Origin of the sequence: Rhizobium sp. BK181 (genome assembly GCF_014193305.1) — a bacterium.
Taxonomy (GTDB): Bacteria; Pseudomonadota; Alphaproteobacteria; order Rhizobiales; family Rhizobiaceae; genus Rhizobium.
The window spans coordinates 93,690-118,937 of the sequence record NZ_JACHZA010000008.1; the positions used below are offsets into that span (position 1 = coordinate 93,690).

Sequence of the window (25,248 nt, forward strand, 5' to 3'; positions counted from 1 at the left end):
ATTCAATCATGGTTATGGCTATTTTGTCATCTTACGTTTAAGTAAGCGATCGATTTTGTGAATGTAGGTGAACTCCTGAAATGCGCATGGATACAGAATTCGAGGAAGAGGCTAGACTTCTTTCGCTCCTGGCAAATGAAAAAAGACTGCTGATTGCCAGCCTTCTCCTGGACAATGAATTGAACGTCGGCGACTTGGCGAAACGCGTCGGCCTTTCGCAATCGGCTCTCTCCCAGCATCTCGCCCGTCTTCGTGAGGGGAATGTCGTGAAAACCCGTCGCGACGCCCAGACGATCTATTATTCGACCGACCACTACGGCGTTCGAAAGATTCTCTCGACGCTCAACGAGATCACTGGACGTTCGACGCAGGCCTTGAAGGCCGCCAGCTGACGTTCGCCAACCATCGGCCGATCGGCGCTTATCGTTGCGGCGACCATCGGGTTGCCTCCCTGCGGACGACTGTCATGCCATCAGTGCCGCGCCCCTTCACCGCGCCTGTCATGGCTTCCAGGGGAATGCCGCGGCTTCGAAAACTGGTGCGATAGCCCATGCCTTGCAAGCCGCGCCCGGGGCTTCAGACCGGGCAGCGCGGCCGGTGTGAGGGCACCAATCTGGTTCCATTTCTCAGCGACTATCCTTCAGACTGGCAGCACGACAACCGACGACGAGCTTCGCCTCGTGGGACATTGGGAAGACACGCGCCGCCTTGTGCTTGCGCGGGATGGATACAAGTGCGTTTCGTGCTTGACGAAGCTGCGATCGCGTGATGCTGACTTTCATCACCTCCTGCAGCGATCGATGGGCGGCTCCTATGAACTGTCGAGCCTGGTCGTGCTCTGCAACGGCTGCCATGCAGCACATCACCCGAACCTCGCCGGACGGCTGGCAAGACGGGCAATCGAGCGCTGGGCAATGCGTCTTGCCCGCTGGCTCGACCGGGATGCGCGATCGCTCGAAGCCGACATGAATTTCGGCCCGGTGCTGCGCCTGTTCGGTGTCTCCCATTTCCCGAAAGGGACAGCTCCCGATCATCCTTGCTGCGCTCGCCGGCAAGTCCATCCTTGGCGTTAGTCCGACTGGCTCCGGCAAGTCCTCTGCTTTCAGGTGCCTGCCCTGCTGCGCCGGGGCTTCACCATCTCTTTCGCAGCAGGCTCTCCATTGAAGAAGTTCATCTTCTGTGCCCCGTTGAACCCGGCGACGAAAGGCGTTGCAAGGTTGTTGTAGAGCGTCATGGGCTGCCAACCCGTTCGATTTCCCGCCATTCAGGACAACGATCTTGTCTGCCATGGTCAATGCCTCGACCTGATCTTGGGCGACGTAGATCATCGTCGCGCCGAGTTTCGCGTGCAGTTCGTTCGAGGTGCAGCGCAGTGGTGCATCGAGATTCGATAGCGGCTCCTCGAAAAGAAGACCTGCGGATTGCGAATGATGGCGCGGCCGATCGCGACGCGCTGGCGCTGACTTCCAGAGCGCCTTGGGCTTGTCTGGCCAGCAGGCCGGTCTGCACTGCGACGAGCGGCTCGTCCCGAACCTCGAGCTATCCGATGTAATGGCTGCCAACGGCGGCCGGATATGATACCGATGCTGCAAGGCGCCGCCTCGTCACTGGCCCAAGTCGTCACTGGCCAAGTCGTCACTGGCCAATTCGTCACTGGCTCGACGCGCGCCCCCGAGCCTGGCCAATGACATGGTGGGAGGCAGCAGCACCGGTGATATCCCCTTGATCGTATTCCTGGATTTCGAAGCATCGTCACTCGCCAAGCAGAGCTTCCCGATCGAGGTTGCCTGGGTGTTTCAGGACGGTCGCTCCCGTTCCTTCCTGATACGCCCCGCACCCGACTGGACCGATTGGTCCACCGAGGCGCAAGCGATCCACGGCATTTCGCGAGAACTCATCGATAGCGACGGCATCGCCGCGGATGAGGTGGCGCAGGGCATGATGAAAGAGCTTTCAGGGCACGACCTCTATGCCAGCGCTCCCTCATGGGACGGAAAATGGCTGAGCGTCCTCCTGCGCGCCGGCGGCCTGCCACGCCACGCTCTGAGGATCGGCAAATCCAGGGACGCATTTCTCGCCGCTGCGCGCGATCTCATGGCACCTGCAGCGGACGAAGCCGCGCTCGCAAACCTTGTCGAGGGCGTCATTGCCACCATCAGGTCCGGCAATGCGCCAACCCACCGCGCCCTGCCCGACGCAATGCTTGACCTTCAATGCTGGCACCTGGTTCGCAATGAAGCGGCAAGGCGCACGGGCAAGAGCCTCACATAGAGGGGGCGTCACGCTCTGCGGCCCTTTCCTTCCGTTGCGCAACGGCGTCACGTCACGATGCCCGGGGGCTCGGTCTCTGCGTACCGGATCGGGCCTTCACTCCTGGCCAGGGAACCTTTCGTGGGCTCGCACGCTTGCATCCGGGGTGCGTCTTTCAAGGGAGCATGATCTTGATCAATGACCTCTGGTACAAGAACGCCGTCTTCTATTGTCTTTCCGTCGGAAGATTCATGGATGGTGAACGGCGACGGCGTAGGTGATTTTCAGGGCCTTGAGCGACGTCTCGACTATCTCGCCGGACTCGGCGTCACCGCCATAATGGCTGAGCCCTTCCAGACGTCCCCCGGACGCGACGACGGTTACGACGTTTCCGACTACTACAACGTCGATCGTCGATACGGCACGCTTGGCGATTTCGTCGAATTCACCCATGGCGCAAAACAGCGCGGCATACGCGTCCTGATCGATCTTGTCGTCAATCACACCTCTGACCAGCATCCGTGGTTCAGGGACGCATGCTCGGACAAGGCGCACATCTCCGGTTTATGGAGATATAAGATAGATACACTATAACTTCTGTAATGGGCCTTTGTTCGTCAAGTCCCTCTGAATGATTATCTCGTCGCTGAGGCCATGCTTCTGTCCGTGGTCAGCACGAAGACCGCCACACTATGCCATCAGATCAACAAGCCGACAGGTCAATCTAGAAAGCGTGCTTCGCCGAAGCGGTCACAGCACTACACACGACCTTGCCAAGCCTGCGTCCCAGCGACGGGACCTCATCAGACGCAAGCCTTGCACTTGCCCGCGTCAATCACGTAGCTCTCTTCATGCGGCCATAGGGTTTGCGCTCCAGCGAAAGTCCGTCGCATCCATCCACATGCGGTGAAGAACAACGCCCAGTTTGCGTGCAAGGGCAACCTTCGCGCGCTTCATCCCGCGGCGCCTGGCCACATCGAGCGCCCAGCGCTTTAGACTGGAAAAGCGCGTCGCCCGCGTCAGCATGATGTGCGCGGACTCGAACAATGCGGTTCGCACCATCGCGTCGCCGACCTTGCTGACACCGCCATCGCGATCAGTTTCGCCGGATTGATATTTCTTCGGCGTCAGCCCGAAGTAGGCACCCACTGTGCTGGACTTTTCGAACCGGGCTGGATCATCGACCGCGGAGCGGTAGGTCAGCGCAACCAAGGCACCGACACCCGGGGCACTCATCAGCCGTTGGCAAACTCTGTCGGCGCGGGCGATCCTGAGCATCTCGCGGTGCAGCTTCGTAAATTCGCTCCACAGCGCTGCTCGCGCCGTCAGCATCGCGTCAATCACCATCGACAATATCGCATGCCCTGCAATCAGTTCGCGGATGCGCGCCTCGAAACGCCCTCGGCTGACTTCGCCGACCTTTAATCCATAGCCACGCAGGATACCCCGGATGCTGAGCTCGACGTCGAGCAGCTTGGATTGCAGAAGCTTGCGGCCAACCAAGAGAGCCCGAGTGTCCTGGGCCGGCGACGATTTGGCGTGGACCGGACGATACCACCCCATGCGGAGCAGTTGCGCGATCCCCCCGTGCATCCTTGCGGTCGGTCTTCACCGTCATCGCCGAAAGCGCCGCCTTCACATGCCGCGTTTCCAGCAAAACCACCTCATGACCCGCAGCAACGAGAGCCGCGTGTAGCCATTGGGACAACGGCCCCGCTTCAAGGCCGATGCGCTCTACCGGAAAGTCCAGTTGATCAAAATACCCGACCAGGCATTCAGGCTCGCTGCCTACCTTGACCTCGCGAACCAACTTGCCCGTCGCGTCGACCACGCACACGCTGCTCTCTTTCAGCGAGACGTCAATTCCTGCATAATATTCCATGGCTGTTCCTCTCATGATGCTTGAGGCCGATCGCTCGGACCTCGTTTCCAAACATCATCATTCTGAGGGACAGCCACCCAACTGGCTACTCATGAGACGCCGGCCCATTACGGCATCTAGTTATAAGCCAATATTCTCATCAGCGTCGTCACAGTTGATTCCGATCAAGACTGTTGACGCGGTCGATGCCAGAAGGATGCCAGATAGGAAGGTTTGTGACATGGATCTTTTAACATTCGGGCTTGGCGTCTTTGGCCTTCTCGTTCTACCCGGCCCGACAAATGCCGTGCTTGCCCTGGCCACCTCCGCCCTCACACCAGGACGATGCCTCACGCTTGTGGGTGCGGTGGTTGTCGCCTATCAAATCATGGTCCTGCTGGTCTCCGGCTTTGCCAGTCCAATCTTTCATTCACATCCCGAAATCGCCCAGGCCGTGAAGTTTCTTGCGGCGACCTGGGTTCTCGCCCTGGCATTGAAACTGTGGGCACCTTCTCAAGGTGGGAAGGCAGCAACCGTTGGCCCGCGCGAACTCTTCGTCACGACGCTCCTCAATCCGAAGGCCATCATCATCGGGCTGGCCATGGTGCCGTCAGTGGGGGCAGATGCCGTCCCGACTATGCTGGTTTTGTTGGCAACCACGGCGGCGACCTCCGCTCTGTGGCTTGCCTTCGGACGGGCGATCATCGGCCGGAGGCAGGAAATGCCGCTGTTTGCCCGGCGCTGCGGCTCCGCGGTTCTTCTCGTTTTCTGCGTCATGCTGACGCTCAGCGGTCTCACGTGATCTCCACGATGATCGTCAGTCCGATCCTTGCGGCCTTCTGCGACACAGGCCACATATGAGGCCGTATCCGTAAAGCCAGGAGATCACCGTGCCGTCCGCCTTTCCCGATCCAAACCAGTATGCCGCGTTCCTCTTCGACATGGACGGCACCATCCTGAGCTCGACCGCGTCAGCGGAACGGGTCTGGGGAGCCTGGGCAGAGCGCCACGGACTTGATCCCGTCCGCTTCCTGCCGACCATGCACGGAAAACGGGGTATCGACACGATCCGTCAGCTCGGCCTTCCCGGTATCGATCCTGTCGCAGAATCCGACAAGATCACGAAGGCCGAAATCGACGACGTCGACGGTGTTGTCGCCATTCCCGGCGCTGCGGAGTTCCTCGCCGCGCTGCCGCCCGAGCGCTGGGCAATCGTAACCTCCTCGACCAAGCCTCTGGCCCTACGCCGGCTTGGCGCAGCAGGGCTGCCCGTTCCCCGCTTCATGGTCACCGGAGACGACGTTACCATCGGCAAGCCGAATCCCCAGTGCTACATCCTTGGCGCCGAGGTCCTCGGCGTTCGTTCAGCCGACTGTCTCGTCTTCGAGGATGTCGAGGCCGGCGTGCAGGCGGGCGAAGCGGCGGGAGCAAGCGTCCTGGTGATAACAGCCGCCGGTCACAAGCAAGATCTCGGCAATCGCCCATCAATCGAAAACTACACGACCATTTCTCCCGAAATCGCTGGGGACGGTCTGATGTCAATTGTCCCTAGGCGACAGATCATCGGGTAGCCGTCCCGGGGCCAAGGAGCGAGGGCCGAGGAGCGATCGAGGTCGCCGGGATGACAATTCAGAGCCGCGCGGTTTTGTGCCGTTCATCGCGTCTCTCACTCTTATGAAACGGCGGTACAGGCCGCGGCCCTCCGCCATGCGACAACATCAACCGTAGTGCTTGAAGTCGCCGGTGGCCGACTGCAGCAATGTCAGCGGGTAACGTTCGGGGTGGTGGATCAGGGATGTCATGTTTATCGGCCGGTCACGCTCATCAAAGGCGATCTGGTCGACTGTCAGCACCGCCCCCGGCTGTGGAAGTTGAAGGAGTTCTGCTTCCACCGCACTCGCGAGCCGCGCGCTGAGCGTTGTCTGGCCCCGGCGCGGCTGAATCTTGTAGAGCTCTCGCAATTCAGAATAGAGCGACCGATTTGCAATCGTCCAGTCAAGACCGGTCAGGCCGGGGGCCCTCGACGCCGCGATCCAGTCCGTCTGCAGGACGACCGGAATTTTATCGAGCAGACGCAAGCGCGACAGGACGATGACCTCCGATCCAGGCGGCAGCATCAACGGCCGGGTGACATCCAGCGATGCCTTGACGACGGCGATGTCGAGCAGCCGTTGCCCGGGCGTGCGACCACTTGCAAGGGCGGTGCTGGTGAAGCTTTTGAGGACTTCGAGCTCGAAACCTGCACCGTTGTCGACAACGTAGAGACCCTTGCCAGCCTGGCTTTGCACGACACCTTGGCGGATCAGTTCGCGCACGGCATGTCGTATGGTGATACGGCTGACATCGTAGAGCGAAACCAGCTCGCGCTCGGAAGGCAACTTGCCGCGCAATGGCACCTTCCCCTCGCGGATCGACGACAGCAGCGCCTCATAAACCTGTTGATGGAGCGGACGGGGAGCAGTCCTGTCGATGGTCGCCTCACCGGCCTTGCTTGTCGCTCTCTGTCCTGTCGTCACGCTCCGCTCCCGGATCGGTGCTTGCTAGGCGGTGTCACATCTTTGCTCGCAGTAAGTGCAAGAGTCCAGTTGACATGACTGGTCATAACCAGTCCTATTAGGATCAGGAACCACAGAGTTCCACACAGTTCAAGTGTGATAAAGACAAGGAACAGCTCATGTTGAAGAAATGCCTCGCTGCGGCTGCAGCCGTTGCCGGCCTCTGGGCCAGCACCGCACATGCGGAAACCATTTCGGCCTTCTGTTCACCGACGGAATTCGAGCTTTGCACCAAGGTTGCCGACGCCTGGAAGGCGAAGACCGGAAACGAGGCGAAGATCAACAAGATGCCGGCGCTGCTCGATGATGCGATCCCGCTTTACCAGCAGTTGCTGGCCGCAAAATCGAAGGATGTCGACGTCCTATTTCTCGACGTGATCTGGCTTGGCATGTTCAAGGCCAACCTTCTCGATCTGAAGACGATGATCCCCCAGGCCGACCAGGACAAGCATTTCGCCTCGACGCTGAATGCGGCAAAGCTTGACGGCAACCTTGTCGCGATGCCCGCCTACATGGATGTGGGCCTGATGTTCTATCGCAAGGACCTCCTTGAAAAATATGGCAAGCAGCCGCCGAAGACCTGGGACGAACTTGCCAGCACGGCGAAGGAAATCCAGGACAAGGAGCGTGCTGACGGCCACGACAAGATGTGGGGCTATGCCTGGCAGGCAAAAAGCTATGAGGGCCTGACCTGCGATGCGATCGAGGTGATTGCCTCCAATGGCGGCGGCACCATCATCTCGGATGACGGAAAGGTGACGATCAACAATGCCGACGCCGCCGAGGCGATCAAGAAGGCAAAGGGATGGATTGGTTCGATCAGTCCGGAAGGCGTCCTGAACTACGATGAGGAGGCGTCACGGGCGGTCTTCGAAGCCGGCGACGCAGTATTCCATCGCAACTGGCCATATGTCTGGGGAACCTCCCACAAGGAGGGCAGCGCGATCATCGACAAGGTCGGGGTCATGCCACTGCCTGTCGGCAAGGAGGGGCAGAAATCCAGCGGTTGCCTTGGTCCGATGTACTATGGCGTTTCCAAGTACAGTGCAAAGCCTGAGGTCGCTGCAGACTTTGTGAACTTCATCACCGGCACCGACATGCAGAAGATGCGTGCCGTCGACGCAACCCTCAATCCATCCATCCAGTCGCTTTACAGCGATCCCGAGGTTCTGGAAAAGATCCCGTTCCTGAAGGACAACCAGCAGGCCTTCGCAGACAGTGCGGTGCGGCCATCAGGCTATACGGGCACCAGCTACAACCGAGTCTCCCAGGCCTTCTATCGCTCCGTGCACGACATGCTGTCGGGTTCCACCGATCCCAAGGACGGTTTCGCTTCACTCGGCAAACGCCTCGAGAAGCTCAAGGAAAGCCGCTAATCGGCAAAAGACGCGGGGGGGCGTCGCAGGGCGACCGTGGCGCTGACCCCCGCGTCCTTTTTCGCCGGCAGCAAGCCGGCCCTGCCCCTGTGCAAGCCAAGGTGAACAATGGCATCGGTTTCGATGGAATCCGTTTCGAAGAGTTTCGGAACACATAAGGTCATTCAGGATGTGAACCTTGCGATTAAGGACGGAGAATTCGTCGTCTTTGTCGGTCCCTCGGGATGCGGCAAGTCAACGCTGCTTCGCATCGTCGCCGGCCTGATCTCCGCATCGTCAGGAACAGTCAGAATCGGCGGCGACGACGTCACCGACGTCCCCGCCGCCAAGCGAGGCGTTGCCTTTGTCTTCCAGTCCTATGCGCTCTATCCGCACATGACGGTTGCCCGCAATATCGGATTTGCGCTGGAAACAATGGGAATCAAGCGCGATGCGATCGCGCGCAAGGTAGAAACCGTCGCCCGCATGCTGAAGGTCGACCACCTGTTGCAGCGGCGACCGCGTGAACTGTCCGGAGGCCAGCGACAGCGCGTCGCCATTGGGCGGGCGCTGGTCAGGCAACCGGACATCTTCCTGTTCGATGAACCGCTGTCCAATCTGGATGCCGATCTCAGGATGGAAATGCGGATGGAAATCGCAAGGCTCCACGAGGACCTTCGCACCACGATGATCTATGTCACCCACGACCAGTCGGAGGCCATGACCCTCGCCGATCGGATCGTCGTTCTCAACCACGGCCGCGTAGAGCAGATCGGTACGCCCTCTGAGCTCTACCATCGCCCGGACAATCGCTTCGTCGCAGGCTTTATCGGCAGCCCGCGGATGAACTTCCTTCCCGTGAAGGCAGGAGCGGACGATCGCGGCGAGGGCGTGCTCGGCCCGGGCGGCCTGTGGCTCCCAGGGGTTGCCAACCTTGCGGCACCGGCGGAAATCGGTGTCAGGCCGGAGGCCTTGCGCATTGTCCCGGCCGGTACCGGCCGCTTCGACTGCGTGCTCGAGCGCGTCGAGGATCTCGGCCACGAGCATTTCGCCTATTGCAGGATCGCTGGCGGCCCGATCTGGGTGATCCGGCTTGCAGCCTCCCCCGAACAGTCGTTAATCGGCAAGGACGTTGCGCTTTCCTTCGAGGATCACTCCATCTTCTTCTTTGCCGCCGACGGGGAGCGGATCGCGGTTCCGTCTGACGAGACGGATGCAAGGAGGGCGATCCGATGAGTGCCCGCCTTGCCCGCCGCGACCATCGCGCCGCCTGGTTCTTCCTGCTGCCGGTCATCGCAGCGATGCTCGTCGTGGCCGTGTGGCCGCTCGGGCGCACCTTCTTCTTTGCGTTCACCGACGCCTATCTCGACGACCCGGGCGTTTACACCATGGTGGGCCTTGCCAATTTCCTCGAGGTCTTCAACGATCCGAGCTGGTGGCTTGCCGTCAGGAACACCTTGGTATTCACCGTCATATCCGTATCGATCGAGACCGTCCTTGGGCTCGCAATCGCGCTCCTGATCAACGATGCAATTCCCGGCCGCGGCCTTGCCCGCGCGGCGATCCTGGTGCCGTGGGCCATTCCGGTGGTGGTCGCGACAAAGATCTGGGAATGGATGCTCAACGACCAGTTCGGGGTGATCAACAAGGTGCTGATCGAACTCGGCCTCATCGATCACGGGGTTGCCTGGACCGCGAGCGGCTCGCTGATCATGGGTGTCGTTATCTTCATCGACGTGTGGATGACGACGCCGTTCATGGTCCTTCTCATCCTTGCTGGCCTGCAGATGCTGTCTCACGAAATCTTCGAGGCGGCGGCCGTGGACGGGATCCCGGCATGGAAACGGTTCTGGTCGATCACTCTTCCCATGCTGCGGCCCGCAATCGGCGTCGCAGTCCTGTTTCGCTCGCTTGATGCGCTGCGCATGTTCGACCTATCCTATGTGCTCGCCGGCAGCAACGAAAAGGTCATGACCGTCTCGATCTACGCTCGCGACCGCCTGATCAGCTTCCAGGAACTCGGCATCGGTTCCGCGGCCTCGACATGGGTCTTCCTGCTGGTCGCCCTCGTTGCCATCATTTTGATCGGCGCATTGCGCCTCGATAAAGCAGCGGGGCATTGATGATGGCCGACCTGACCCTTTCCCGCCCGCTGCGCAGGTCCAGTGCCCATTACCGGCTGCGGCGCCGCGCGTTTCGGACCCTGCAAGTCTGCGCACTGGGCCTGGTGCTCGTCTATACGCTGTTTCCCTATTACTGGGCTTTCGTTTCATCGACGAAGCAGGGGGCAGCCCTCTATCGATCGGTTCTGCTGCCCGCGCTTGATTTCACCTATTACCGGCAATTGATCGACAATCCCGTGTTCATGGGATCGCTTCTGAACTCCGCCTATGTGGCCGTATCCACCACCTGCCTGTCTCTTTTCATCGGCATCAGCGCCGCCTACGCACTTGGCCGGATCGATTTCCCGCAGCGCCGGGCGGTGCTGATGGTGATCCTGATGATTTCGATCTTTCCGCAGGTCGTGGTGCTGTCGGGCATGTTCGAGCTCATCAACTGGCTCGGCCTCTTCAACCGTCCAAGCGCTCTCGTTCTCACCTATCTCCTGTCGACGGTCCCCTTCACAACCTGGATATTGACGACCTTCATACGGGAGTTTCCGCGGGAGCTGGAGGAGGCCGCGATCGTCGATGGGTGCTCGCATCTGCGCATCCTCGTGAAGATCCTCCTTCCCCTGATGGGGCCGTCCCTTGCGAGCACCGGAATCCTTGCCTTCATCCTTGCCTGGAACGAATTTCTGTTTGCCCTCACCTTTACCCTGACGGATGAAAACCGCACCGTGCCCGTCGCCATCGGGCTGATCGCAGGCACAAACCGCTATGAATATCCCTTCGGCCAGATCATGGCCGCGTCGGTGACGGTGACCCTGCCGCTGATCGCCGTCGTGCTGGTTTTCCAGCGACGGATCGTGGCCGGACTGACCTCCGGTGCCGTCAAGGGTTAGTCATCAGAAGGACCCCATCATGGACATGCTCGTCAAACTCTACGATCTCAAGCCGGATGCGTCGGTGGGCGCCATGATGGAGCGCCACGGCATTACCATCCGCCGCCTGCTTCCGCCGGAGTTGAAGACACTCACAGACTGGATCACGCCGCGCTTTGGAGCCGGCTGGTCCAGCGAGGCGACAGCCGCGGCAATGCGGCAGCCGCCCACATGCTTCATCGCGATAAAGGATGGCACGTTGATCGGCTTTGCCTGCCACGAGGCGACTGCGAAGGGCTTCTTCGGACCAACCGGTGTGGATACCAAAGCGCGCGGTCAAGGGGTCGGCCGGGCGCTGCTCCTGACAACGTTGCTCGACATGTCCGCACAGGGATATGCCTATGGCATCATCGGTGGCGCAGGCCCGATGGACTTCTATCGCCAGAGCGTCGGTGCAATCCCGATCGAAGGGTCTGTTCCCGGGATCTACCGGGGAATGCTCAGTGAGGCGGAGCCGGACGACATATCGGCGTCACATGAACCGGTGCCACCTGATGCGACCTAGCGTCGACGATGTCGGATCAGACAGGGTAGTGGAACTGGAACGTTCCCATCCCGTCGGGCCACCTCAGCATGGCGGCGAGGTCCCCGGATCTATCAGGATACGATGAGCTGCCCGTTGCCTCCATTTGGCATCCCATCGGGCTGATACACCAGGTGACCCCACCGGCCATTCCTGAAACCCAATAGATACATGGCGCCGCAAGTTGTTTCGTCCAGTGCAGGTCTTGTCCCTAATGCATTGTTTCGCACGCCAAATTCGGGTCAACCAGGCCGTGACAGCCTCTCTCAATCGTTCAGCTCGTCCCAGAACTTACGCCCAATCCTGACGGCTTTAACGCAATCAGTTCAACGTTGAAGTCTACGACACAGCGAATAAAAATGTCGCCAGATGTTCTGCTTATCGCGTCCGATGATGCAGACGACCAATGTGAACGTTAATGGAAGTCATCTCTCATGCCTGAGAGACGATTGTGCGCCCGGACCATGCCTTCTCCGTGGGCAACGGCCGCGCCTACTGGATCGTCTCGTCGCCCTCGATCTCGACAACGATTCCCTTCCGAAGCGCCTCGTCCCTTGCGGCCTGAAGAGCCTGTTGGATATGGAAGACCACCAGATCGAAGTCCGGCCCCTCGAAGGAGGCAAGTTCCCGAGCAACGCTCAGCGCAAACACAAGTTGGACAGTGTTCGTTTCGATCACGACCGCAGCTCCCCAGCAAGTGCAAAGCCTACCGTCCTCCCGGTTTTGCTGCAACGCTAAACTTTGGGAGGATCGCCAGAACTCCAACCATATGGCGCTGCTCAAACACATCAGTGTGAAAGCTGTCGGAACTCTTGAAAAATGGCTGCACATTTCATCAAAGCCGCGTAATGCCGCCGGCCAGGTCCTGTGCTTCACGGCGATAGACAATCATCCGGCACGGCGGCAAATGCCCCATTGTCGGCGGTTTTGATGCCTTTTCCGGCACGCCGCAACGTACTTTCGCCGAAGCCCGGAAAAACCTTCGCTTTCCAGCTCCGCAGCCATGAAAAACGCAGGAAAGTTGCGTCACTTTTCTTGGCATGCCGGAGCTTTTTTTGGCAGTCTGCTGTTGCAAGCAGCAATCGCGAAAATGGCGACAGCCTGCGGGCATAGCTGCAGTCGATGCCGCCCAGGGGAGCGGGTTGGGCGATCGAAAAAAGACCAGCGACGCATGGGAGGACAGTCATGCAGATCCGTGGAGGAACATTCATCGTCAGCGGCGGCAGCTCCGGTCTTGGCGCAGCCACTGCCCGGTTGCTGATCGAAACCGGAGCGCGCGTTGTCATCGCCGACCTCAACCAGGCAGCCGGCGAGGCCATCGCCTCGGAGTTCGGGTCGGATGCACGCTTCGTCAAAGCCGATGTCACGCGCGCCGATGATGCTTCAGCTGTCATTGCCACCGCGACCGACGTGTTTGGCAGCCTGCACGGGCTTGTCAATTGCGCCGGCGTCGCACCGGCCGAGAAGATCATCGGCCGTGACGGACCGCATGATCTCGAGAGCTTTGTGCGTACCGTCTCGATCAACCTCGTCGGCACCTTCAACATGACCCGCCTTGCGGCTGTGGCGCTTCAGCTTCAGCAGCCGGACGAGGAAGGGGAGCGCGGCGTCATCGTCAATACCGCCTCGATTGCGGCTTTCGATGGTCAGGTTGGTCAGGCCGCATACGCTGCCTCCAAGGGCGGCATCGCCTCCATGACGCTGCCCGTTGCGCGTGAACTTGCCCGACACGGCATTCGTGTTGTCTCCATCGCGCCGGGGATCTTTGAGACCCCGATGATGGCCGGCATGCCCCAAGAGGTGCAAGAAGCGCTCGGCAAGAGTGTGCCCTTCCCCCAGCGTCTTGGCCGGCCAGCTGAATTTGCGGCGCTCGTGCGCCATATCCTCGAGAACAGGATGCTCAACGGCGAGGTCATTCGCCTCGACGGCGCCTTGCGCATGAGCGCGCGCTGACCCCGCGCACTGACCCATTGACAAAAGGGAGGAAGAAGGATGGCTCTAGAGGATCCGATTGTGATTGTCGCAGCAGCCCGAACGCCGATAGGCGGTTTCCAGGGAGCGCTGAAGGAGGCAACGGCACCAAAGCTCGGAGCTGGCGCAATCGGGGCCGCCCTCCAACGCGCCAGCCTCGCGCCGGAGGCGGTCGACGAAGTCATCTTCGGCTGCGTTTTGCCGGCCGGCCAGGGCCAGGCACCGGCGAGACAAGCCGCAATTGCGGCTGGTCTGCCATTTTCCACCGGCGCAAGCACCATCAACAAGATGTGCGGATCCGGCATGAAGGCCGTCATGCTCACCCATGATCTCCTGGCGGCCGGAAGTGCTGCCATCGGCGTCGCGGGCGGCATGGAGAGCATGACCAACGCGCCCTATCTTCTCGATCGTGCCCGCGGCGGCTACAGGCTCGGCCATGGCCGCGTGACCGACCATATGTTCCTCGACGGGCTGGAGGATGCCTACGACAAGGGACGTCTCATGGGAACCTTCGCAGAGGACTGCGCAGAAGCCTACCAGTTCACGCGCGAGGCGCAGGATCGGTATGCCGTGATGTCCCTGACCCGCGCGCAGCGGGCCATCAACGACGGCAGCTTTGCCGCGGAAATCGCACCGGTGACCGTCTCCTCGGGGAAGGGTGAAACGTCGGTCGACCAGGATGAACAGCCGGGCAAGGCGAAGATCGACAAGATACCCTTGCTGAAGCCTGCCTTCCGCGATGGCGGAACGGTAACGGCGGCAAATTCGAGCTCGATTTCCGATGGTGCGGCCGCTCTCGTGTTGATGCGCCGCTCCGAGGCCGAGCGCCGAAACCTGCAGCCGCGTGCGACGATCAGCGGCCACGCTACTCACTCCCAGACACCAGCGCTTTTTGCAACCGCTCCAATCGGAGCGTTGCAGAAGCTGTCGGACCGAACCGGCTGGCCGCTCGATACAGTCGACCTGTTCGAGATCAATGAAGCATTCGCCGTTGTCGCCATGGCCGCCATGCGTGACCTGAACCTGCCTGACGAAAAGGTGAATGTACACGGCGGAGCCTGCGCGCTTGGTCATCCGATCGGAGCGTCCGGTGCGCGTATCCTCGTCACCCTGCTTGCCGCGCTTGAGCGCTATGATCGAAAGCGCGGGATGGCCGCTCTGTGCATCGGGGGTGGCGAGGCGACCGCGGTTGCGATCGAGCGCGCCTAGAAAGGCGGGAGGAAAGGCACGATGATCCTGAACGAATTGCAGCAGCAAATCCGTGATCTCGCCAGAGACTTTGCCCGCGAGCGGCTTGCTCCGGGTGCAGCCGACCGCGATCGCGAGCACAGGTTTCCTCGCGAAGAGCTTGCAGAGATGGGCGGACTTGGCCTCCTCGGCATGCTGGTACCAGAGAATTACGGCGGATCGGAAACCGGCACCCTTGCCTATGCGGCGGCGCTTGAGGAAATCGCCGCAGGCGACGGGCCCTGCTCCACCATCATGAGCGTGCACAGCTCCGTTGCCTGTGTACCGATCCTGAAATTCGGCACCGAGGAGCAGAAACAGCGCTTTCTTCCGAAGCTTGCGAGTGGCGAATGGATCGGGGGTTTTGCGCTGACGGAACCGCAGGCCGGCTCAGACGCGTCCAATCTCCGCACAAGGGCGCGTCGTGATGGCAATGATTACATCCTCGATGGCGCCAAGCAGTTCATCACCTCCGGCAAGAATGGCCAGATGATCATCGTCTTTGCCGTCACCGACGCTTCCGCCGGAAAGAAGGGCATCACCGCCTTCATCGTCCCGACCGACACACAAGGATATGAGGTTGTCCGGGTCGAGGAAAAACTGGGGCTGCATTCGACGGACACCTGCCAGATTGCCTTCAATGACATGCGCATCCCCGCCGACCTGAGGCTGGGTGACGAGGGTGAGGGATACAGAATCGCGTTGGCGAACCTCGAGGGTGGGCGCATCGGCATTGGTGCCCAGGCCGTTGGCATGGCCTGCGCAGCCTTCGAGGCAGCCAGGGATTATGCGCGCGAGCGAACGTCGTTCGGCAAACCGATCATCGAACACCAGGCGGTCGCCTTTCGTCTTGCCGACATGGCGACCGAGATCGAAGCTGCCCGCCAGCTCGTCTTCCACGCAGCGGCGCTGCGCGACAGCGGTCTGCCCTGCCTGTCGGAGGCGTCGATGGCCAAGCTTTTTGCATCCGAAATGGCAGAGCGGGTCTGCTCGGCCGCGATCCAGGTCCATGGCGGCTATGGCTACATGGCCGATTATCCGGTGGAGCGGATCTATCGGGATGTCCGCATCTGCCAGATTTACGAAGGAACCAGCGACGTGCAGCGAATGGTGATCGCGCGCAACCTGTAAGACATGATCGTGCGATGCCCCGCGTAAAGGGAGGAGCAGCCATCGCAAACGGGAGGGAAATTGACGATGACGGATACCGCTCAACTGAGCTTGCATGTGCCCGAACCTGCCGTCCGGCCGGGCGGACAACCGGATTTTTCCAATGTGAAGATTGCAAAGGCTGGCGCAGTGCCGCGCCCCGCCGTTGACGTTGCCTCAGAGGATATTCGCGACCTTGCCTATTCCATCATTCGTGTCCTGAACCGTGATGGAGAGGCCGTCGGCCCCTGGGCCGGCCTGTTGTCAAATGAGGATTTGCTGACCGGCCTTCTCAACATGATGAAGCTGCGCGCCTTCGATGCCAGGATGCTGATGGCGCAGCGACAGGGAAAGACGTCCTTCTACATGCAGCATCTTGGTGAGGAGGCCGTCAGTTGTGCCTTCCGCAAGGCGCTGCGCAAGGGCGACATGAATTTTCCGACCTATCGCCAGGCCGGCCTCCTGATCGCTGACGACTACCCCATGGTCGAGATGATGAACCAGATCTTCTCGAACGAGAGCGACCCGCTGCGGGGCCGCCAATTACCGATCATGTATTCGTCGAAGGAGCATGGCTTCTTCACCATCTCGGGCAACCTTGCCACGCAATATGTCCAGGCCGTCGGCTGGGCCATGGCATCGGCGATCAAGAATGACACCAGGATCGCCGCCGCATGGATCGGCGACGGCTCGACAGCCGAATCCGATTTTCATTCCGCCCTCGTCTTCGCCTCGACCTACAAGGCGCCCGTTATCCTCAACATCGTCAACAACCAGTGGGCCATCTCGACGTTTCAGGGGATTGCGCGCGGAGGGTCCGGGACGTTTGCGGCGCGTGGGCTCGGCTTCGGCATTCCGGCATTGCGGGTCGACGGCAACGATTATCTCGCCGTCTATGCCGTCGCCTGCTGGGCCGCGGAACGCGCCAGGCGCAATCTCGGGCCGACCTTGATCGAATACGTAACCTATCGTGTAGGCGCTCACTCGACTTCCGACGATCCAAGCGCCTATCGGCCAAAAACGGAATCCGAGGCCTGGCCACTCGGCGACCCCGTGCTGCGTCTGAAAAAGCACCTGATTGTCACGGGCGCCTGGTCGGAAGAGCGCCATGTCCAGATGGAAGCCGAAATCATGGACGAGGTCATCGAGGCGCAGAAGCAGGCCGAGCAGCATGGTACCCTCCATGCCGGAGGCAGGCCGTCCGTGCGTGATATCTTCGAGGGCGTCTATGCGGAGATGCCGCCACACATTCGTCGGCAGCGGCAGAAGGCGGGTTACTGACATGGCCAGGATGACGATGATTGAAGCGGTGCGCAGCGCCATGGATGTTTCGATGTCGCGCGATGATGATGTCGTCGTGTTTGGCGAGGACGTTGGTTATTTCGGCGGCGTCTTCCGATGCACGCAAGGCCTTCAGGCAAAATACGGCAAGACACGCTGCTTCGATGCGCCAATCAGCGAGTCCGGTATCGTCGGTACGGCGATCGGCATGGCAGCCTATGGACTGAAACCCTGCGTAGAGATCCAGTTCGCCGATTACATGTACCCGGCCTACGACCAGATTACCCAGGAAGCAGCCCGCATCCGGTATCGCTCGAATGGTGATTTCACCTGTCCGATCGTGCTTCGCATGCCAACGGGTGGCGGCATCTTCGGTGGGCAGACGCACAGCCAGAGCCCGGAAGCGCTGTTCACCCACGTCTGCGGGCTGAAGGTGGTCGTGCCGTCAAACCCCTATGATGCAAAAGGGCTTCTCATTGCCTCGATCGAGGATCCGGATCCTGTCATGTTCCTCGAACCGAAGCGGCTCTACAACGGCCCCTTCGATGGCCATCATGAGCGTCCCGTGACGCCCTGGTCGAAGCATGAGCTCGGCGAAGTGCCAGAGGGCCACTACGCAATTCCGATCGGCAAGGCGGCTGTGCGCCGCGAGGGGTCGGCTGTGACGGTCATCGCTTACGGCACAATGGTGCATGTCGCGCTCGCCGCTGCCGAGGATACAGGCATCAATGCTGAAGTCATCGACCTGCGCAGCCTGCTGCCGCTCGACCTCGAGACGATCGTGCGATCGGTCAACAAGACGGGGCGCTGCGTGGTCGTGCATGAGGCCACGCTGACATCAGGATTCGGCGGTGAAATCGCCTCTCTCGTGCAGGAGCATTGTTTCTATCACCTGGAAGCCCCCGTCGTGCGCGTGGCGGGCTGGGACACGCCCTACCCGCATGCACAGGAATGGGACTACTTCCCGGGCCCCGGTCGCGTCGGGCGAGCCCTTGCCGAAGTCATGGAGGCCTGAGGAATGGGCGAGTTCATCATCAAGATGCCTGACGTCGGTGAAGGTGTCGCCGAGGCAGAGCTTGTCGAATGGCATGTGAAGGCGGGCGACCCGGTCCGCGAGGACATGGTGATCGCGGCAGTCATGACCGACAAGGCGACGGTGGAAATCCCGTCACCTGTCACGGGAACGATCGTCTGGCTCGGCGCCGAGGTCGGCGACAAGATCGCCGTCAAGGCCCCCCTCGTCCGCATCGAGACCGACGACGGGACAGCAAGGCCGGTCGAGGCGCAGGCTCCCGATGTTGCTCCCGTCAGCCCGGGGCAGCCAATGGATGGTGGCGTCGAGGCGAAGCGTGCTTCTCCCGCACGCGCTGATCAGGCACGCGTTGACGGGGGGCGGCCCGAGCAGGTGCAGAAAGACCAGGCCCAGTCCGACAAAACTGAAGTCGACAAGACCTTGAGAGACGGGGCCCGGCTGAACAATTCGGATATCGAGAAACCGATCGCATCGCCTTCCGTCAGACGCGTCGCGCGCGATAGCGGCGTGGACCTTCGCCTGGTCAAGGGGACCGGCCCCGCAGGCCGGATCCTGCACGAGGATGTCGAGCAGTTTCTTGCCCGTGGCGAGACCGCGCCGCAGGCGCCTGCGATGGCAAGGAAGACGTTGACCGAGGAGGTCAAGCTCACCGGGCTCAGACGCCGCATCGCCGAAAAGATGACGCTGTCGACGTCGCGCATTCCCCACATCACCTATGTCGAGGAAGTCGACATGACGGCGCTCGAGGAATTGCGCAACACCATGAACCGCGACCGCAAGCCGGAGCACCCTAAGCTAACCGTCCTGCCGTTCCTGATGCGGGCGATTGTTAAGGCCGTCGCCGAGCAACCGAGCGTCAACGCAACCTTCGATGACGACAAGGGCATCCTGACCCGGCATGGCGCCGTCCACATCGGCATCGCCGCCCAGACCCCAGCCGGACTAGTTGTCCCGGTCGTAAAGCACGCAGAGGCTCGCAGCATCTTTGACTGCGCGATTGAAATGGGCAGGCTCGCCGAGGCCGCACGCACGGGCACGGCCACCCGCGACGAACTCTTCGGCTCGACCATTACGATCAGCTCCCTCGGTGCGCTCGGCGGTATCGTGTCAACGCCCGTGATCAATCATCCAGAGGTGGCGATCGTCGGTGTCAACAAGATCGCCATCCGTCCGCATTGGGATGGCACCCAGTTCGTGCCGCGCAAGATGATGAATCTCTCCTCCAGTTTTGATCACCGGATCATCGACGGCTGGGATGCAGCCACCTTTGTCCAGCGCGTTCGGCTCCTGCTCGAAACCCCGGCACTCATCTTCATCGAAGGCTAGGTCCATGAAAGAGATCACCTGCAAACTCCTTGTCATCGGTGCTGGCCCCGGAGGTTATGTCTGCGCCATTCGCGCCGGACAGCTCGGCGTCGATACTGTCATCGTCGAGGCAGACAAGCCCGGGGGTACTTGCCTCAACGTCGGCTGTATCCCTTCGAAGGCCCTGATCCACGCCGCCGAGGAGTTTTCGGCGACGGCACACATGCTTGAAGGCAGGAACGCGATGGGCATTCGCGTCGAAGCGGCGTCGATCGATCTCGCAAGGACCATGAGCTGGAAGGACGGCATTGTCGGCCGCCTGAACGCCGGCGTGACCGCGTTGTTGCAAAAGGCACGGGTCAAGATCGTTCATGGTCGGGCCGCCTTCCGCGATGGCAAGACGGTCGAGGTCGAGACAGAGATCGGCCTCCAGGTGATCCGTGCCGAGACGGTGGTCATTGCCACGGGATCCGAGCCTGTCGAGCTCGCAGCTCTGCCTTTCGGTGGCAGGATCATTTCCTCGACGGAGGCCCTTTCCCTTCGCGAGCTGCCGAAGAACCTGGTGGTCGTGGGAGGCGGTTATATCGGCCTCGAACTAGGCACGGCCTTTGCCAAGCTGGGATCGGCGGTTACCGTCGTCGAAGCCACGCCGCAGATCCTGCCGCAGTATGATGCAGACCTGGTGCGGCCGATTGCACGGCGGCTTGGTGAGCTCGGTATCCGGCTGTTGACGAGTGCGAAGGCCACGGGTCTCGATGGCGATGCGCTGTCGATCGAAACGTCGGACGGCGGGAGCGAACGCCTCCCGGTTGATCGTGTGCTCGTCACAGCAGGTCGTCGACCGAGGACAGCGGGATCGGGTATCGATGAACTCGACCTCGATCGGAGCGGCACTTATCTGCGCATCGATGATCGTTGTCGCACCTCGATGCGTGGCGTCTATGCAATTGGTGATGTCACCGGAGAACCGATGCTTGCGCACCGCGCAATGGCGCAGGGCGAAATGGTCGCCGAAATCGTCGCCGGGCGAAAGCGTGCGTGGGACAAACGTTGCATTCCAGCCATCTGCTTCACGGATCCGGAAATCGTCACCGCCGGCCTGTCACCGGATGAGGCACGCGCACAGGGATTTGCCATCCGCGTCGGACAATTTCCGTTCAGCGCAAATGGCCGCGCAATGACGATGCTGGCAGAAGACGGCTTCGTGCGTGTGGTCGCGCGAGCCGATACCGGTCTTGTCCTTGGCGTTCAGGCTGTCGGTGCCGGCGTTTCCGAACTCTCGGCAAGCTTTGCGCTCGCAATCGAGATGGGAGCACGGCTGGAGGATATCGCAGGCACGATCCATGCGCATCCGACGCGCAGCGAAGCATTTCAGGAAGCGGCATTGAAGGCGCTGGGGCACGCCCTGCACATCTGAGGACGGCGGCGTCCTGCCTCATCTCCATCCCTGTTTGGCGATGCCGGATTATCTGATAGCTAGCGCGTTGATCACAATCGGAGCGTTGAGAATGACAGCCGCATTTTACCGGGACTACGTCGTTGACCTGAAGGACAGGATCGACCGGTTGCACGAGGATGCGGGGCGCTATCAGACCTTCGCGTTGACGATGGAACTTCTCGCCCAGAGGAACCTCGTCACCTACACGGAAAAAAAGGCGAAGGGGCAGACGGAGGGCCTGTGCTATCGGCGCGATTTCACGACCGGTCGCGCCGTGCAGATGCAACCCCAAAACGCTTACGGGCTGTTCAGCGGGTTCTTCGGCCTCGGCCAGTTCCTGGCCTTTTCCGGGCAGGTGCAACAGGAGAATGCCGGGCAGTTGGCCGAATTTCTGACCGGTGGCTGGCAGTATCCGACCTGCGCGGTGCATCTCGTCTATCGCCAGAAGGGCGCACCAAGGACGGAATCGACGAAGATGCATTTCGTCGGGCTGAACAGCGATGAGGATGCCGTGGCCTACCAGCAGGAAACCGAGCGGGCTCAGGTGCTCGCGCAACGTCGGCCTTTATCGTCAGACAGATTTTTTGAATGGAAATAGGTCCGCGTGCCGCGCCAACAGACGATCCAGCCGACCGGATTGCCGCTCAGGCAGGATTATTTCGCCAATCGATGGATCGCTTCCCCGCCACCCTTGTTTTCGTGTGCAACGGCGTTTTTCGATGTTCAGGATTGGCAGGCCGGTTTCTGCCACCGTCTCAACCAGTGGCGGACGGCCAAGCGACCCGCGCAAGCGCGCTTTGGCCTTCAACGCAGTTCGGATCGATCCGAAACCCGAGAACAAAATCGATCACCTTCGACGCCGACATCTCGCAGGGTTTCAAAACGCCACGTCCTTCGGAAAGTCGATACCAGTTGAAGCTGACGATCTCGTTCCCGCCAAGCTCCTCGGCCAGCATCCACGTGCGTCGTCCGTCCAAGGATCGGCGTACGGTCGCACTCCAGCGGCGTCCCTCAAAAACGCCCTCCATGTAGCCATCGGGAAATTGTTCGAACGTGTCTTCGAATGCTGAGAGGGCCGAGGACATGTCGCTGACGCCAAGACACTCATCACAGATACCGCAACCGTCTTCGTCCATCTCGGATGGCGCATGCGGGCGATTGCAACACAAGCACAGGACAAAATCCGGACAACGGCGACGCGTACGTCGGGGAGGAACGATTTCGATCGTCAGGTGGCTTGTTTGACTATCCATGTCACATCTCCGCAATGCGGTCGCATCACAGATAGGAATTCCGTCTGCAGGTGCAAGAAGCGTCTGGCAAAAGCAATCGCAGGAGCGCTCAAGTCATCGCCATGACTGCAGAATCAACCGGGTACCGCGTCGAGCGTCCGCGCTAAAGGTCGCCCCGGTCTTCAGTGTTTCGGGATGACGGTGATCCTTGCCCCGCGCGCTGCCTTGACGAAAGCCTTGCGGGCACGTTTCGCCTTCTTTTCATCCTGCTGAGAGCGGAGGCATGTCATCAGCGCGTCTCGCCAAAGCGTGTCGTTGGGCTTCTTCGGCCATCGGCTCGAGAGCAGCAATTCCGTCATTTCGGAGACCGTTGTGGCGATCTGTCGGTTATCGGTGTCGTGAAAGGAGATGGCGACCCGGCGAATTGCTACGGGCGATGAGACAAACATGCTGCGCTCCCGGTATCGTGAATGCTGTTAACTCAATATTCGCTCGGATGGTTCCCTGACGCTGCCGGGACGAACAAGGCCTCAGCAAAAGGTCGCAGCGACGCTGGCAACACCACCGGCTCCGATATATGTCAAAGCCTCGCCACGCCATGTCGTTCGCCAAGCGGCTCTCAGGCGCTCGCTGCCGCGTGTCTCAGGCCGCCTTTCCCTGCGTGGCGGGTGACGCACGGATCCAGGTCGGCCCTGGGGCCCTGCTGACCGACGGACAACACTCCGACCAGGCGGCCTTCTACCCTCCAGACTGTAACCCTCAACAGCCTGATTTTCTAACGAATTGTCTTTCCGCCGGAACTTCTTTTCATCTGGGAGCTTAAGTTTCCACGCAATGCAAGGAGACAACGACATGGCTGACGATCCAGGTAAATCCCCGGCAGTACAATCGATGCGCAATGAGCAGGCTCAGCAACGCCGCCGCGCGCGCAAGGGAGAACTCGAGGCTGGTTTGGAATCCACTTTCCCGGCGTCTGATCCGGTCTCCGTCACTCATACGGCGATCCCGGCCGGCCGGACCGACGTTGAAAGCGCCGCGCGTGTCAGCACGGCACCGGATCCTTACGACGTGGGAGTCGACCGGTCCGAGGCTCATGACAAGCGGGAGATCGTGCAAAACAAATTCCGCACGTTGCGCCACGACGCCGTAACGGTGAAGGATTCCCTATCCGGGGCAGCGGCGGGATCCGTCGACGTCGTCAGGGTGAGAACCCGCAGGGTTCTCGAGGACATCGAGAACACGATCCGCGAGAGACCAATCACTGCGATGGCCGTCGTCGCTGCGGTTGCGTTCGTTTTTGGGACAACCCGATAAAAGATCGGTCAGTCAAGACATCACGGTCGCGCTAACGCAGGAGATCGTCGCACCAGACCGGAAGCCTCGTGGTGCGGACCTCACGCAGCCGCCGAATTGGCAGGTCCCCGAACTCGCTTCCGTGAGGAACATGCAAGGTCATGTTCAGGTAGTTCTTCTTGCCGCATCTCTCACATCTGAACCGTCGCAGGACTTTGTCGAGGGTAACGTTGCCGCAAAGCTCGATGAGATCTGTTGCGAAATACCGATGCGTCACCCGACAGTAGTCGCATGTAATTGATATGAGCTGGCCCTGATCGCGAGCAGCGAGCAACGTCCAGGCACGGAGTCGCTTGAATGGATGGATCTCCGGCATTGGTCTCCGTTCCCTTAGACTGTTCCTTATTTGTTCTTTCTGGAGGCGCTGTCAATGGTCGAGCGATACCAAGTTCGGACCGGCAAGCCATGCTTCTTAGAATGCGTGATCCAATAGCCAGCCGATTGAACGGGCCTTGACCGCCCGCATGATCGCCGCGCGGCATCTGATGCAGGATGGATCTGTCGGTCGCCGCAAGTCCATCAACGAGCGTGACCTGCAGTCGTCCTTGGATCTTCCGAACGCGTTGAGCTTCCCATTCAACGCGCATGCCGGGTAAACGGAAAAGGCGCGTGCCACCTTTAAGGATTGGAAGGCATCATTCCAGCATGATCGTGATGTTCTGATGCATCGTCAGGTTGGTGAACATGCGTCGCTTCGGGTTGGGCGCGCAGCTCCGCTATTTCGGCCGATTTCGTCGCCAGGTATGATATGAGATCGGCGGTATCCGCCTCCGACATACCAAGGTTCGGCATGCGCACACCGTTAAACTTCGCGTCGAGCTCGGCCAGCGTTGGATCCTTCTCCGCCCTCAGCCGGACAGGATTCATGATCATCCGCTTCAGCCATGCCGGATCGCGGCTGACCGTAACATCGAGAAGATCCGGGCCGATACGGTCGCCGACCCCTACCGTGTGGCACGGTGCGCAGATCTTCTTGAACAGAACCTGTCCCGGCTCGCGATCCAGCGTCAGGCCGGCTTGTTGTTGATTTGTGGCTGGAGCCAACGATAGCGCGGGAGCGTAATGCCCCTCGCGCCATGCCGGATCCATATCGCGGATCGCTAGTTCCACGCTCTCGATGTCGGCGAAAGGCGAATTCCTTGCCCACTCTCCGGTGGTGTCGTTGCCAAGCACGATTTCGTTGCGGTGATCAGTTGCAACGTTGCTTTTGTTCCCAAGCTTTGCGTTGATGGCGCGTATGTCCTCAGGCTTGCCGGTGATGAACGTCCAGCCCGGTCCCTTATAGAAGGCATCGGCGAACGCCTTCAACTTTTCAGGTGTGTCGTTTTCGGGATCGACAGTGATCGATACCACAAAGATCTTCTTGCCGATTTGGTCCTGGATCCGGTCAACGACCTGGGTAATGCGTGCCGTCGTCAGCGGGCACAGATCGGTACAACTGGTGAAAATGAAACTGATCAGGACAATCTTGCCCTTAATCAGGTCATCGTAGAAATGCACCCTGTCGCCGGTTTGGGTGATGACTTCGACGTTGGGAAAGTAGTCTTTTCCCCAACGCGAAGCGGCGGAAGCAGCCCCGCCACATAGAACTGACAGAATGGCAGCGATAGCCAGGACGGCCACGGGCCTACGTCTCATAAATACACCTCCGGAAACCCACACCCCGAACAGA

At 60.4% G+C, this 25,248-nt stretch carries 26 protein-coding genes and 3 pseudogenes; 21 read left to right on the top strand and 8 right to left on the bottom strand.

From position 1 onward, the window contains the following. Positions 1–80: 80 nt before the first annotated feature. Both FHT77_RS19020 and FHT77_RS19025 read left to right on the top strand, forming a co-directional pair. Positions 81–392, top strand: a complete 312-nt coding sequence (locus FHT77_RS19020; protein WP_183756476.1) for an ArsR/SmtB family transcription factor — start codon at positions 81–83, stop codon at positions 390–392. Between the two features lie 207 nt (positions 393–599). Then, complete coding sequence (locus FHT77_RS19025; protein WP_310503295.1) at positions 600–1,073, top strand: HNH endonuclease; 474 nt, start codon at positions 600–602, stop codon at positions 1,071–1,073. Between the two features lie 68 nt (positions 1,074–1,141). Here the strand turns inward: FHT77_RS19025 and FHT77_RS19030 are convergent. Beyond that, positions 1,142–1,471, bottom strand: a pseudogene (locus FHT77_RS19030) (sugar ABC transporter ATP-binding protein); the annotation flags it as partial. A 251-nt stretch (positions 1,472–1,722) separates the two neighbouring features. Here FHT77_RS19030 and FHT77_RS19035 point away from each other — a divergent pair. Both FHT77_RS19035 and FHT77_RS19040 read left to right on the top strand, forming a co-directional pair. Beyond that, on the top strand, positions 1,723–2,271 hold the full coding sequence (locus FHT77_RS19035; RefSeq protein ID WP_183756568.1) for a transcriptional regulator: 549 nt from the start codon (positions 1,723–1,725) through the stop codon (positions 2,269–2,271). A gap of 170 nt (positions 2,272–2,441) precedes the next feature. Then, a pseudogene (locus tag FHT77_RS19040) lies at positions 2,442–2,796 on the top strand (alpha-amylase family glycosyl hydrolase); the annotation flags it as partial. Between the two features lie 303 nt (positions 2,797–3,099). Here FHT77_RS19040 and FHT77_RS19045 read toward each other — a convergent pair. Continuing rightward, a pseudogene (locus FHT77_RS19045) lies at positions 3,100–4,132 on the bottom strand (IS110 family transposase). Positions 4,133–4,352: 220 nt separating this feature from the next. Here FHT77_RS19045 and FHT77_RS19050 point away from each other — a divergent pair. After that, complete coding sequence (locus tag FHT77_RS19050; RefSeq protein WP_183756477.1) at positions 4,353–4,913, top strand: threonine transporter RhtB; 561 nt, start codon at positions 4,353–4,355, stop codon at positions 4,911–4,913. Between the two features lie 139 nt (positions 4,914–5,052). Beyond that, the gene (locus FHT77_RS19055; protein WP_183756569.1) at positions 5,053–5,682 is read left to right on the top strand and encodes an HAD-IA family hydrolase; all 630 of its coding nucleotides are present in this window, start codon (positions 5,053–5,055) and stop codon (positions 5,680–5,682) included. A gap of 147 nt (positions 5,683–5,829) precedes the next feature. Here FHT77_RS19055 and FHT77_RS19060 read toward each other — a convergent pair whose 3' ends face one another. Beyond that, a complete protein-coding gene (locus FHT77_RS19060) occupies positions 5,830–6,627 on the bottom strand; it encodes a GntR family transcriptional regulator (protein WP_259186255.1) in 798 nt (265 codons plus the stop codon). A 158-nt stretch (positions 6,628–6,785) separates the two neighbouring features. Between FHT77_RS19060 and FHT77_RS19065 the strand changes: the two genes are divergently transcribed. From FHT77_RS19065 to FHT77_RS19085, 5 genes are all read left to right on the top strand, one after another. Then, positions 6,786–8,042 carry an ABC transporter substrate-binding protein gene (locus FHT77_RS19065; RefSeq protein WP_183756478.1) on the top strand — a complete coding sequence of 419 codons (1,257 nt, stop codon included), beginning with the start codon at positions 6,786–6,788 and terminating at the stop codon, positions 8,040–8,042. A 108-nt stretch (positions 8,043–8,150) separates the two neighbouring features. Continuing rightward, positions 8,151–9,257: an ABC transporter ATP-binding protein gene (locus FHT77_RS19070; protein WP_183756479.1), complete on the top strand. Its 1,107-nt coding sequence runs from the start codon at positions 8,151–8,153 to the stop codon at positions 9,255–9,257. Then, positions 9,254–10,144, top strand: a complete 891-nt coding sequence (locus FHT77_RS19075) for a carbohydrate ABC transporter permease (protein WP_183756480.1) — start codon at positions 9,254–9,256, stop codon at positions 10,142–10,144. Before FHT77_RS19070 ends, FHT77_RS19075 begins: the two co-directional genes overlap by 4 nt. Next, the gene (locus tag FHT77_RS19080) at positions 10,144–11,025 is read left to right on the top strand and encodes a carbohydrate ABC transporter permease (protein ID WP_210280962.1); all 882 of its coding nucleotides are present in this window, start codon (positions 10,144–10,146) and stop codon (positions 11,023–11,025) included. Before FHT77_RS19075 ends, FHT77_RS19080 begins: the two co-directional genes overlap by 1 nt. Positions 11,026–11,044: 19 nt before the next feature. Beyond that, positions 11,045–11,569, top strand: a complete 525-nt coding sequence (locus tag FHT77_RS19085) for a GNAT family N-acetyltransferase (protein ID WP_183756481.1) — start codon at positions 11,045–11,047, stop codon at positions 11,567–11,569. 510 nt (positions 11,570–12,079) lie between these two features. Here FHT77_RS19085 and FHT77_RS19090 read toward each other — a convergent pair. Further along, the gene (locus FHT77_RS19090; protein ID WP_183756482.1) at positions 12,080–12,265 is read right to left on the bottom strand and encodes a hypothetical protein; all 186 of its coding nucleotides are present in this window, start codon (positions 12,263–12,265) and stop codon (positions 12,080–12,082) included. 157 nt (positions 12,266–12,422) lie between these two features. Continuing rightward, positions 12,423–12,662, bottom strand: a complete 240-nt coding sequence (locus tag FHT77_RS19095; RefSeq protein ID WP_183756483.1) for a hypothetical protein — start codon at positions 12,660–12,662, stop codon at positions 12,423–12,425. 110 nt (positions 12,663–12,772) lie between these two features. Between FHT77_RS19095 and FHT77_RS19100 the strand changes: the two genes are divergently transcribed. From FHT77_RS19100 to FHT77_RS19135, 8 genes are all read left to right on the top strand, one after another. Next, positions 12,773–13,540 (top strand): 3-hydroxyacyl-CoA dehydrogenase, encoded by a 768-nt coding sequence (locus FHT77_RS19100; RefSeq protein ID WP_183756484.1) that lies wholly within the window; start codon positions 12,773–12,775, stop codon positions 13,538–13,540. Positions 13,541–13,579: 39 nt separating this feature from the next. Beyond that, positions 13,580–14,767, top strand: coding sequence for an acetyl-CoA C-acyltransferase (locus FHT77_RS19105; RefSeq protein WP_183756485.1), 1,188 nt, complete (start codon positions 13,580–13,582; stop codon positions 14,765–14,767). A 21-nt stretch (positions 14,768–14,788) separates the two neighbouring features. Next, positions 14,789–15,916 carry an acyl-CoA dehydrogenase family protein gene (locus FHT77_RS19110; protein ID WP_183756486.1) on the top strand — a complete coding sequence of 376 codons (1,128 nt, stop codon included), beginning with the start codon at positions 14,789–14,791 and terminating at the stop codon, positions 15,914–15,916. Between the two features lie 66 nt (positions 15,917–15,982). Further along, positions 15,983–17,215: a 3-methyl-2-oxobutanoate dehydrogenase (2-methylpropanoyl-transferring) subunit alpha gene (locus FHT77_RS19115; protein WP_183756487.1), complete on the top strand. Its 1,233-nt coding sequence runs from the start codon at positions 15,983–15,985 to the stop codon at positions 17,213–17,215. A 1-nt stretch (position 17,216) separates the two neighbouring features. Beyond that, positions 17,217–18,230: an alpha-ketoacid dehydrogenase subunit beta gene (locus FHT77_RS19120; protein WP_183756488.1), complete on the top strand. Its 1,014-nt coding sequence runs from the start codon at positions 17,217–17,219 to the stop codon at positions 18,228–18,230. Positions 18,231–18,233: 3 nt separating this feature from the next. Next, positions 18,234–19,574, top strand: a complete 1,341-nt coding sequence (locus FHT77_RS19125; RefSeq protein WP_183756489.1) for a dihydrolipoamide acetyltransferase family protein — start codon at positions 18,234–18,236, stop codon at positions 19,572–19,574. 4 nt (positions 19,575–19,578) lie between these two features. Next, a complete protein-coding gene (lpdA, locus tag FHT77_RS19130; protein ID WP_183756490.1) occupies positions 19,579–20,970 on the top strand; it encodes a dihydrolipoyl dehydrogenase in 1,392 nt (463 codons plus the stop codon). Positions 20,971–21,061: 91 nt separating this feature from the next. Further along, positions 21,062–21,589, top strand: coding sequence for a hypothetical protein (locus FHT77_RS19135; RefSeq protein ID WP_183756491.1), 528 nt, complete (start codon positions 21,062–21,064; stop codon positions 21,587–21,589). A gap of 157 nt (positions 21,590–21,746) precedes the next feature. On the opposite strand, the gene FHT77_RS19140 is transcribed toward FHT77_RS19135, so the two are convergent. Together FHT77_RS19140 and FHT77_RS19145 are read right to left on the bottom strand one after the other, a co-directional pair. Further along, positions 21,747–22,244, bottom strand: a complete 498-nt coding sequence (locus FHT77_RS19140; RefSeq protein ID WP_183756492.1) for a hypothetical protein — start codon at positions 22,242–22,244, stop codon at positions 21,747–21,749. Between the two features lie 161 nt (positions 22,245–22,405). Beyond that, positions 22,406–22,672 (bottom strand): DUF982 domain-containing protein, encoded by a 267-nt coding sequence (locus tag FHT77_RS19145; protein ID WP_183756493.1) that lies wholly within the window; start codon positions 22,670–22,672, stop codon positions 22,406–22,408. A 403-nt stretch (positions 22,673–23,075) separates the two neighbouring features. Between FHT77_RS19145 and FHT77_RS19150 the strand changes: the two genes are divergently transcribed. Together FHT77_RS19150 and FHT77_RS19155 are read left to right on the top strand one after the other, a co-directional pair. Then, positions 23,076–23,537: a hypothetical protein gene (locus FHT77_RS19150; RefSeq protein ID WP_183756494.1), complete on the top strand. Its 462-nt coding sequence runs from the start codon at positions 23,076–23,078 to the stop codon at positions 23,535–23,537. A 491-nt stretch (positions 23,538–24,028) separates the two neighbouring features. Beyond that, positions 24,029–24,172 carry a hypothetical protein gene (locus FHT77_RS19155; protein WP_183756495.1) on the top strand — a complete coding sequence of 48 codons (144 nt, stop codon included), beginning with the start codon at positions 24,029–24,031 and terminating at the stop codon, positions 24,170–24,172. Between the two features lie 22 nt (positions 24,173–24,194). Here FHT77_RS19155 and FHT77_RS19160 read toward each other — a convergent pair whose 3' ends face one another. Further along, entirely contained in the window at positions 24,195–25,214 is a 1,020-nt protein-coding gene (locus FHT77_RS19160) for an SCO family protein (RefSeq protein WP_183756496.1), read from the bottom strand. Between the last annotated feature and the right edge of the window lie 34 nt (positions 25,215–25,248).

Coding starts and splice junctions, on each gene's coding strand:
- FHT77_RS19020 (WP_183756476.1), top strand. CDS start 81: ATGCGCATGGATACAGAATTCGAGGAAGAGGCTAGACTTCTTTCGCTC.
- FHT77_RS19050 (WP_183756477.1), top strand. CDS start 4,353: ATGGATCTTTTAACATTCGGGCTTGGCGTCTTTGGCCTTCTCGTTCTA.
- FHT77_RS19055 (WP_183756569.1), top strand. CDS start 5,053: ATGGACGGCACCATCCTGAGCTCGACCGCGTCAGCGGAACGGGTCTGG.
- FHT77_RS19065 (WP_183756478.1), top strand. CDS start 6,786: ATGTTGAAGAAATGCCTCGCTGCGGCTGCAGCCGTTGCCGGCCTCTGG.
- FHT77_RS19070 (WP_183756479.1), top strand. CDS start 8,151: ATGGCATCGGTTTCGATGGAATCCGTTTCGAAGAGTTTCGGAACACAT.
- FHT77_RS19075 (WP_183756480.1), top strand. CDS start 9,254: ATGAGTGCCCGCCTTGCCCGCCGCGACCATCGCGCCGCCTGGTTCTTC.
- FHT77_RS19080 (WP_210280962.1), top strand. CDS start 10,144: ATGATGGCCGACCTGACCCTTTCCCGCCCGCTGCGCAGGTCCAGTGCC.
- FHT77_RS19085 (WP_183756481.1), top strand. CDS start 11,045: ATGGACATGCTCGTCAAACTCTACGATCTCAAGCCGGATGCGTCGGTG.
- FHT77_RS19100 (WP_183756484.1), top strand. CDS start 12,773: ATGCAGATCCGTGGAGGAACATTCATCGTCAGCGGCGGCAGCTCCGGT.
- FHT77_RS19105 (WP_183756485.1), top strand. CDS start 13,580: ATGGCTCTAGAGGATCCGATTGTGATTGTCGCAGCAGCCCGAACGCCG.
- FHT77_RS19110 (WP_183756486.1), top strand. CDS start 14,789: ATGATCCTGAACGAATTGCAGCAGCAAATCCGTGATCTCGCCAGAGAC.
- FHT77_RS19115 (WP_183756487.1), top strand. CDS start 15,983: ATGACGGATACCGCTCAACTGAGCTTGCATGTGCCCGAACCTGCCGTC.
- FHT77_RS19120 (WP_183756488.1), top strand. CDS start 17,217: ATGGCCAGGATGACGATGATTGAAGCGGTGCGCAGCGCCATGGATGTT.
- FHT77_RS19125 (WP_183756489.1), top strand. CDS start 18,234: ATGGGCGAGTTCATCATCAAGATGCCTGACGTCGGTGAAGGTGTCGCC.
- lpdA (WP_183756490.1), top strand. CDS start 19,579: ATGAAAGAGATCACCTGCAAACTCCTTGTCATCGGTGCTGGCCCCGGA.
- FHT77_RS19135 (WP_183756491.1), top strand. CDS start 21,062: ATGACAGCCGCATTTTACCGGGACTACGTCGTTGACCTGAAGGACAGG.
- FHT77_RS19140 (WP_183756492.1), bottom strand. CDS start 22,244: ATGGATAGTCAAACAAGCCACCTGACGATCGAAATCGTTCCTCCCCGA.
- FHT77_RS19145 (WP_183756493.1), bottom strand. CDS start 22,672: ATGTTTGTCTCATCGCCCGTAGCAATTCGCCGGGTCGCCATCTCCTTT.
- FHT77_RS19150 (WP_183756494.1), top strand. CDS start 23,076: ATGGCTGACGATCCAGGTAAATCCCCGGCAGTACAATCGATGCGCAAT.
- FHT77_RS19160 (WP_183756496.1), bottom strand. CDS start 25,214: ATGAGACGTAGGCCCGTGGCCGTCCTGGCTATCGCTGCCATTCTGTCA.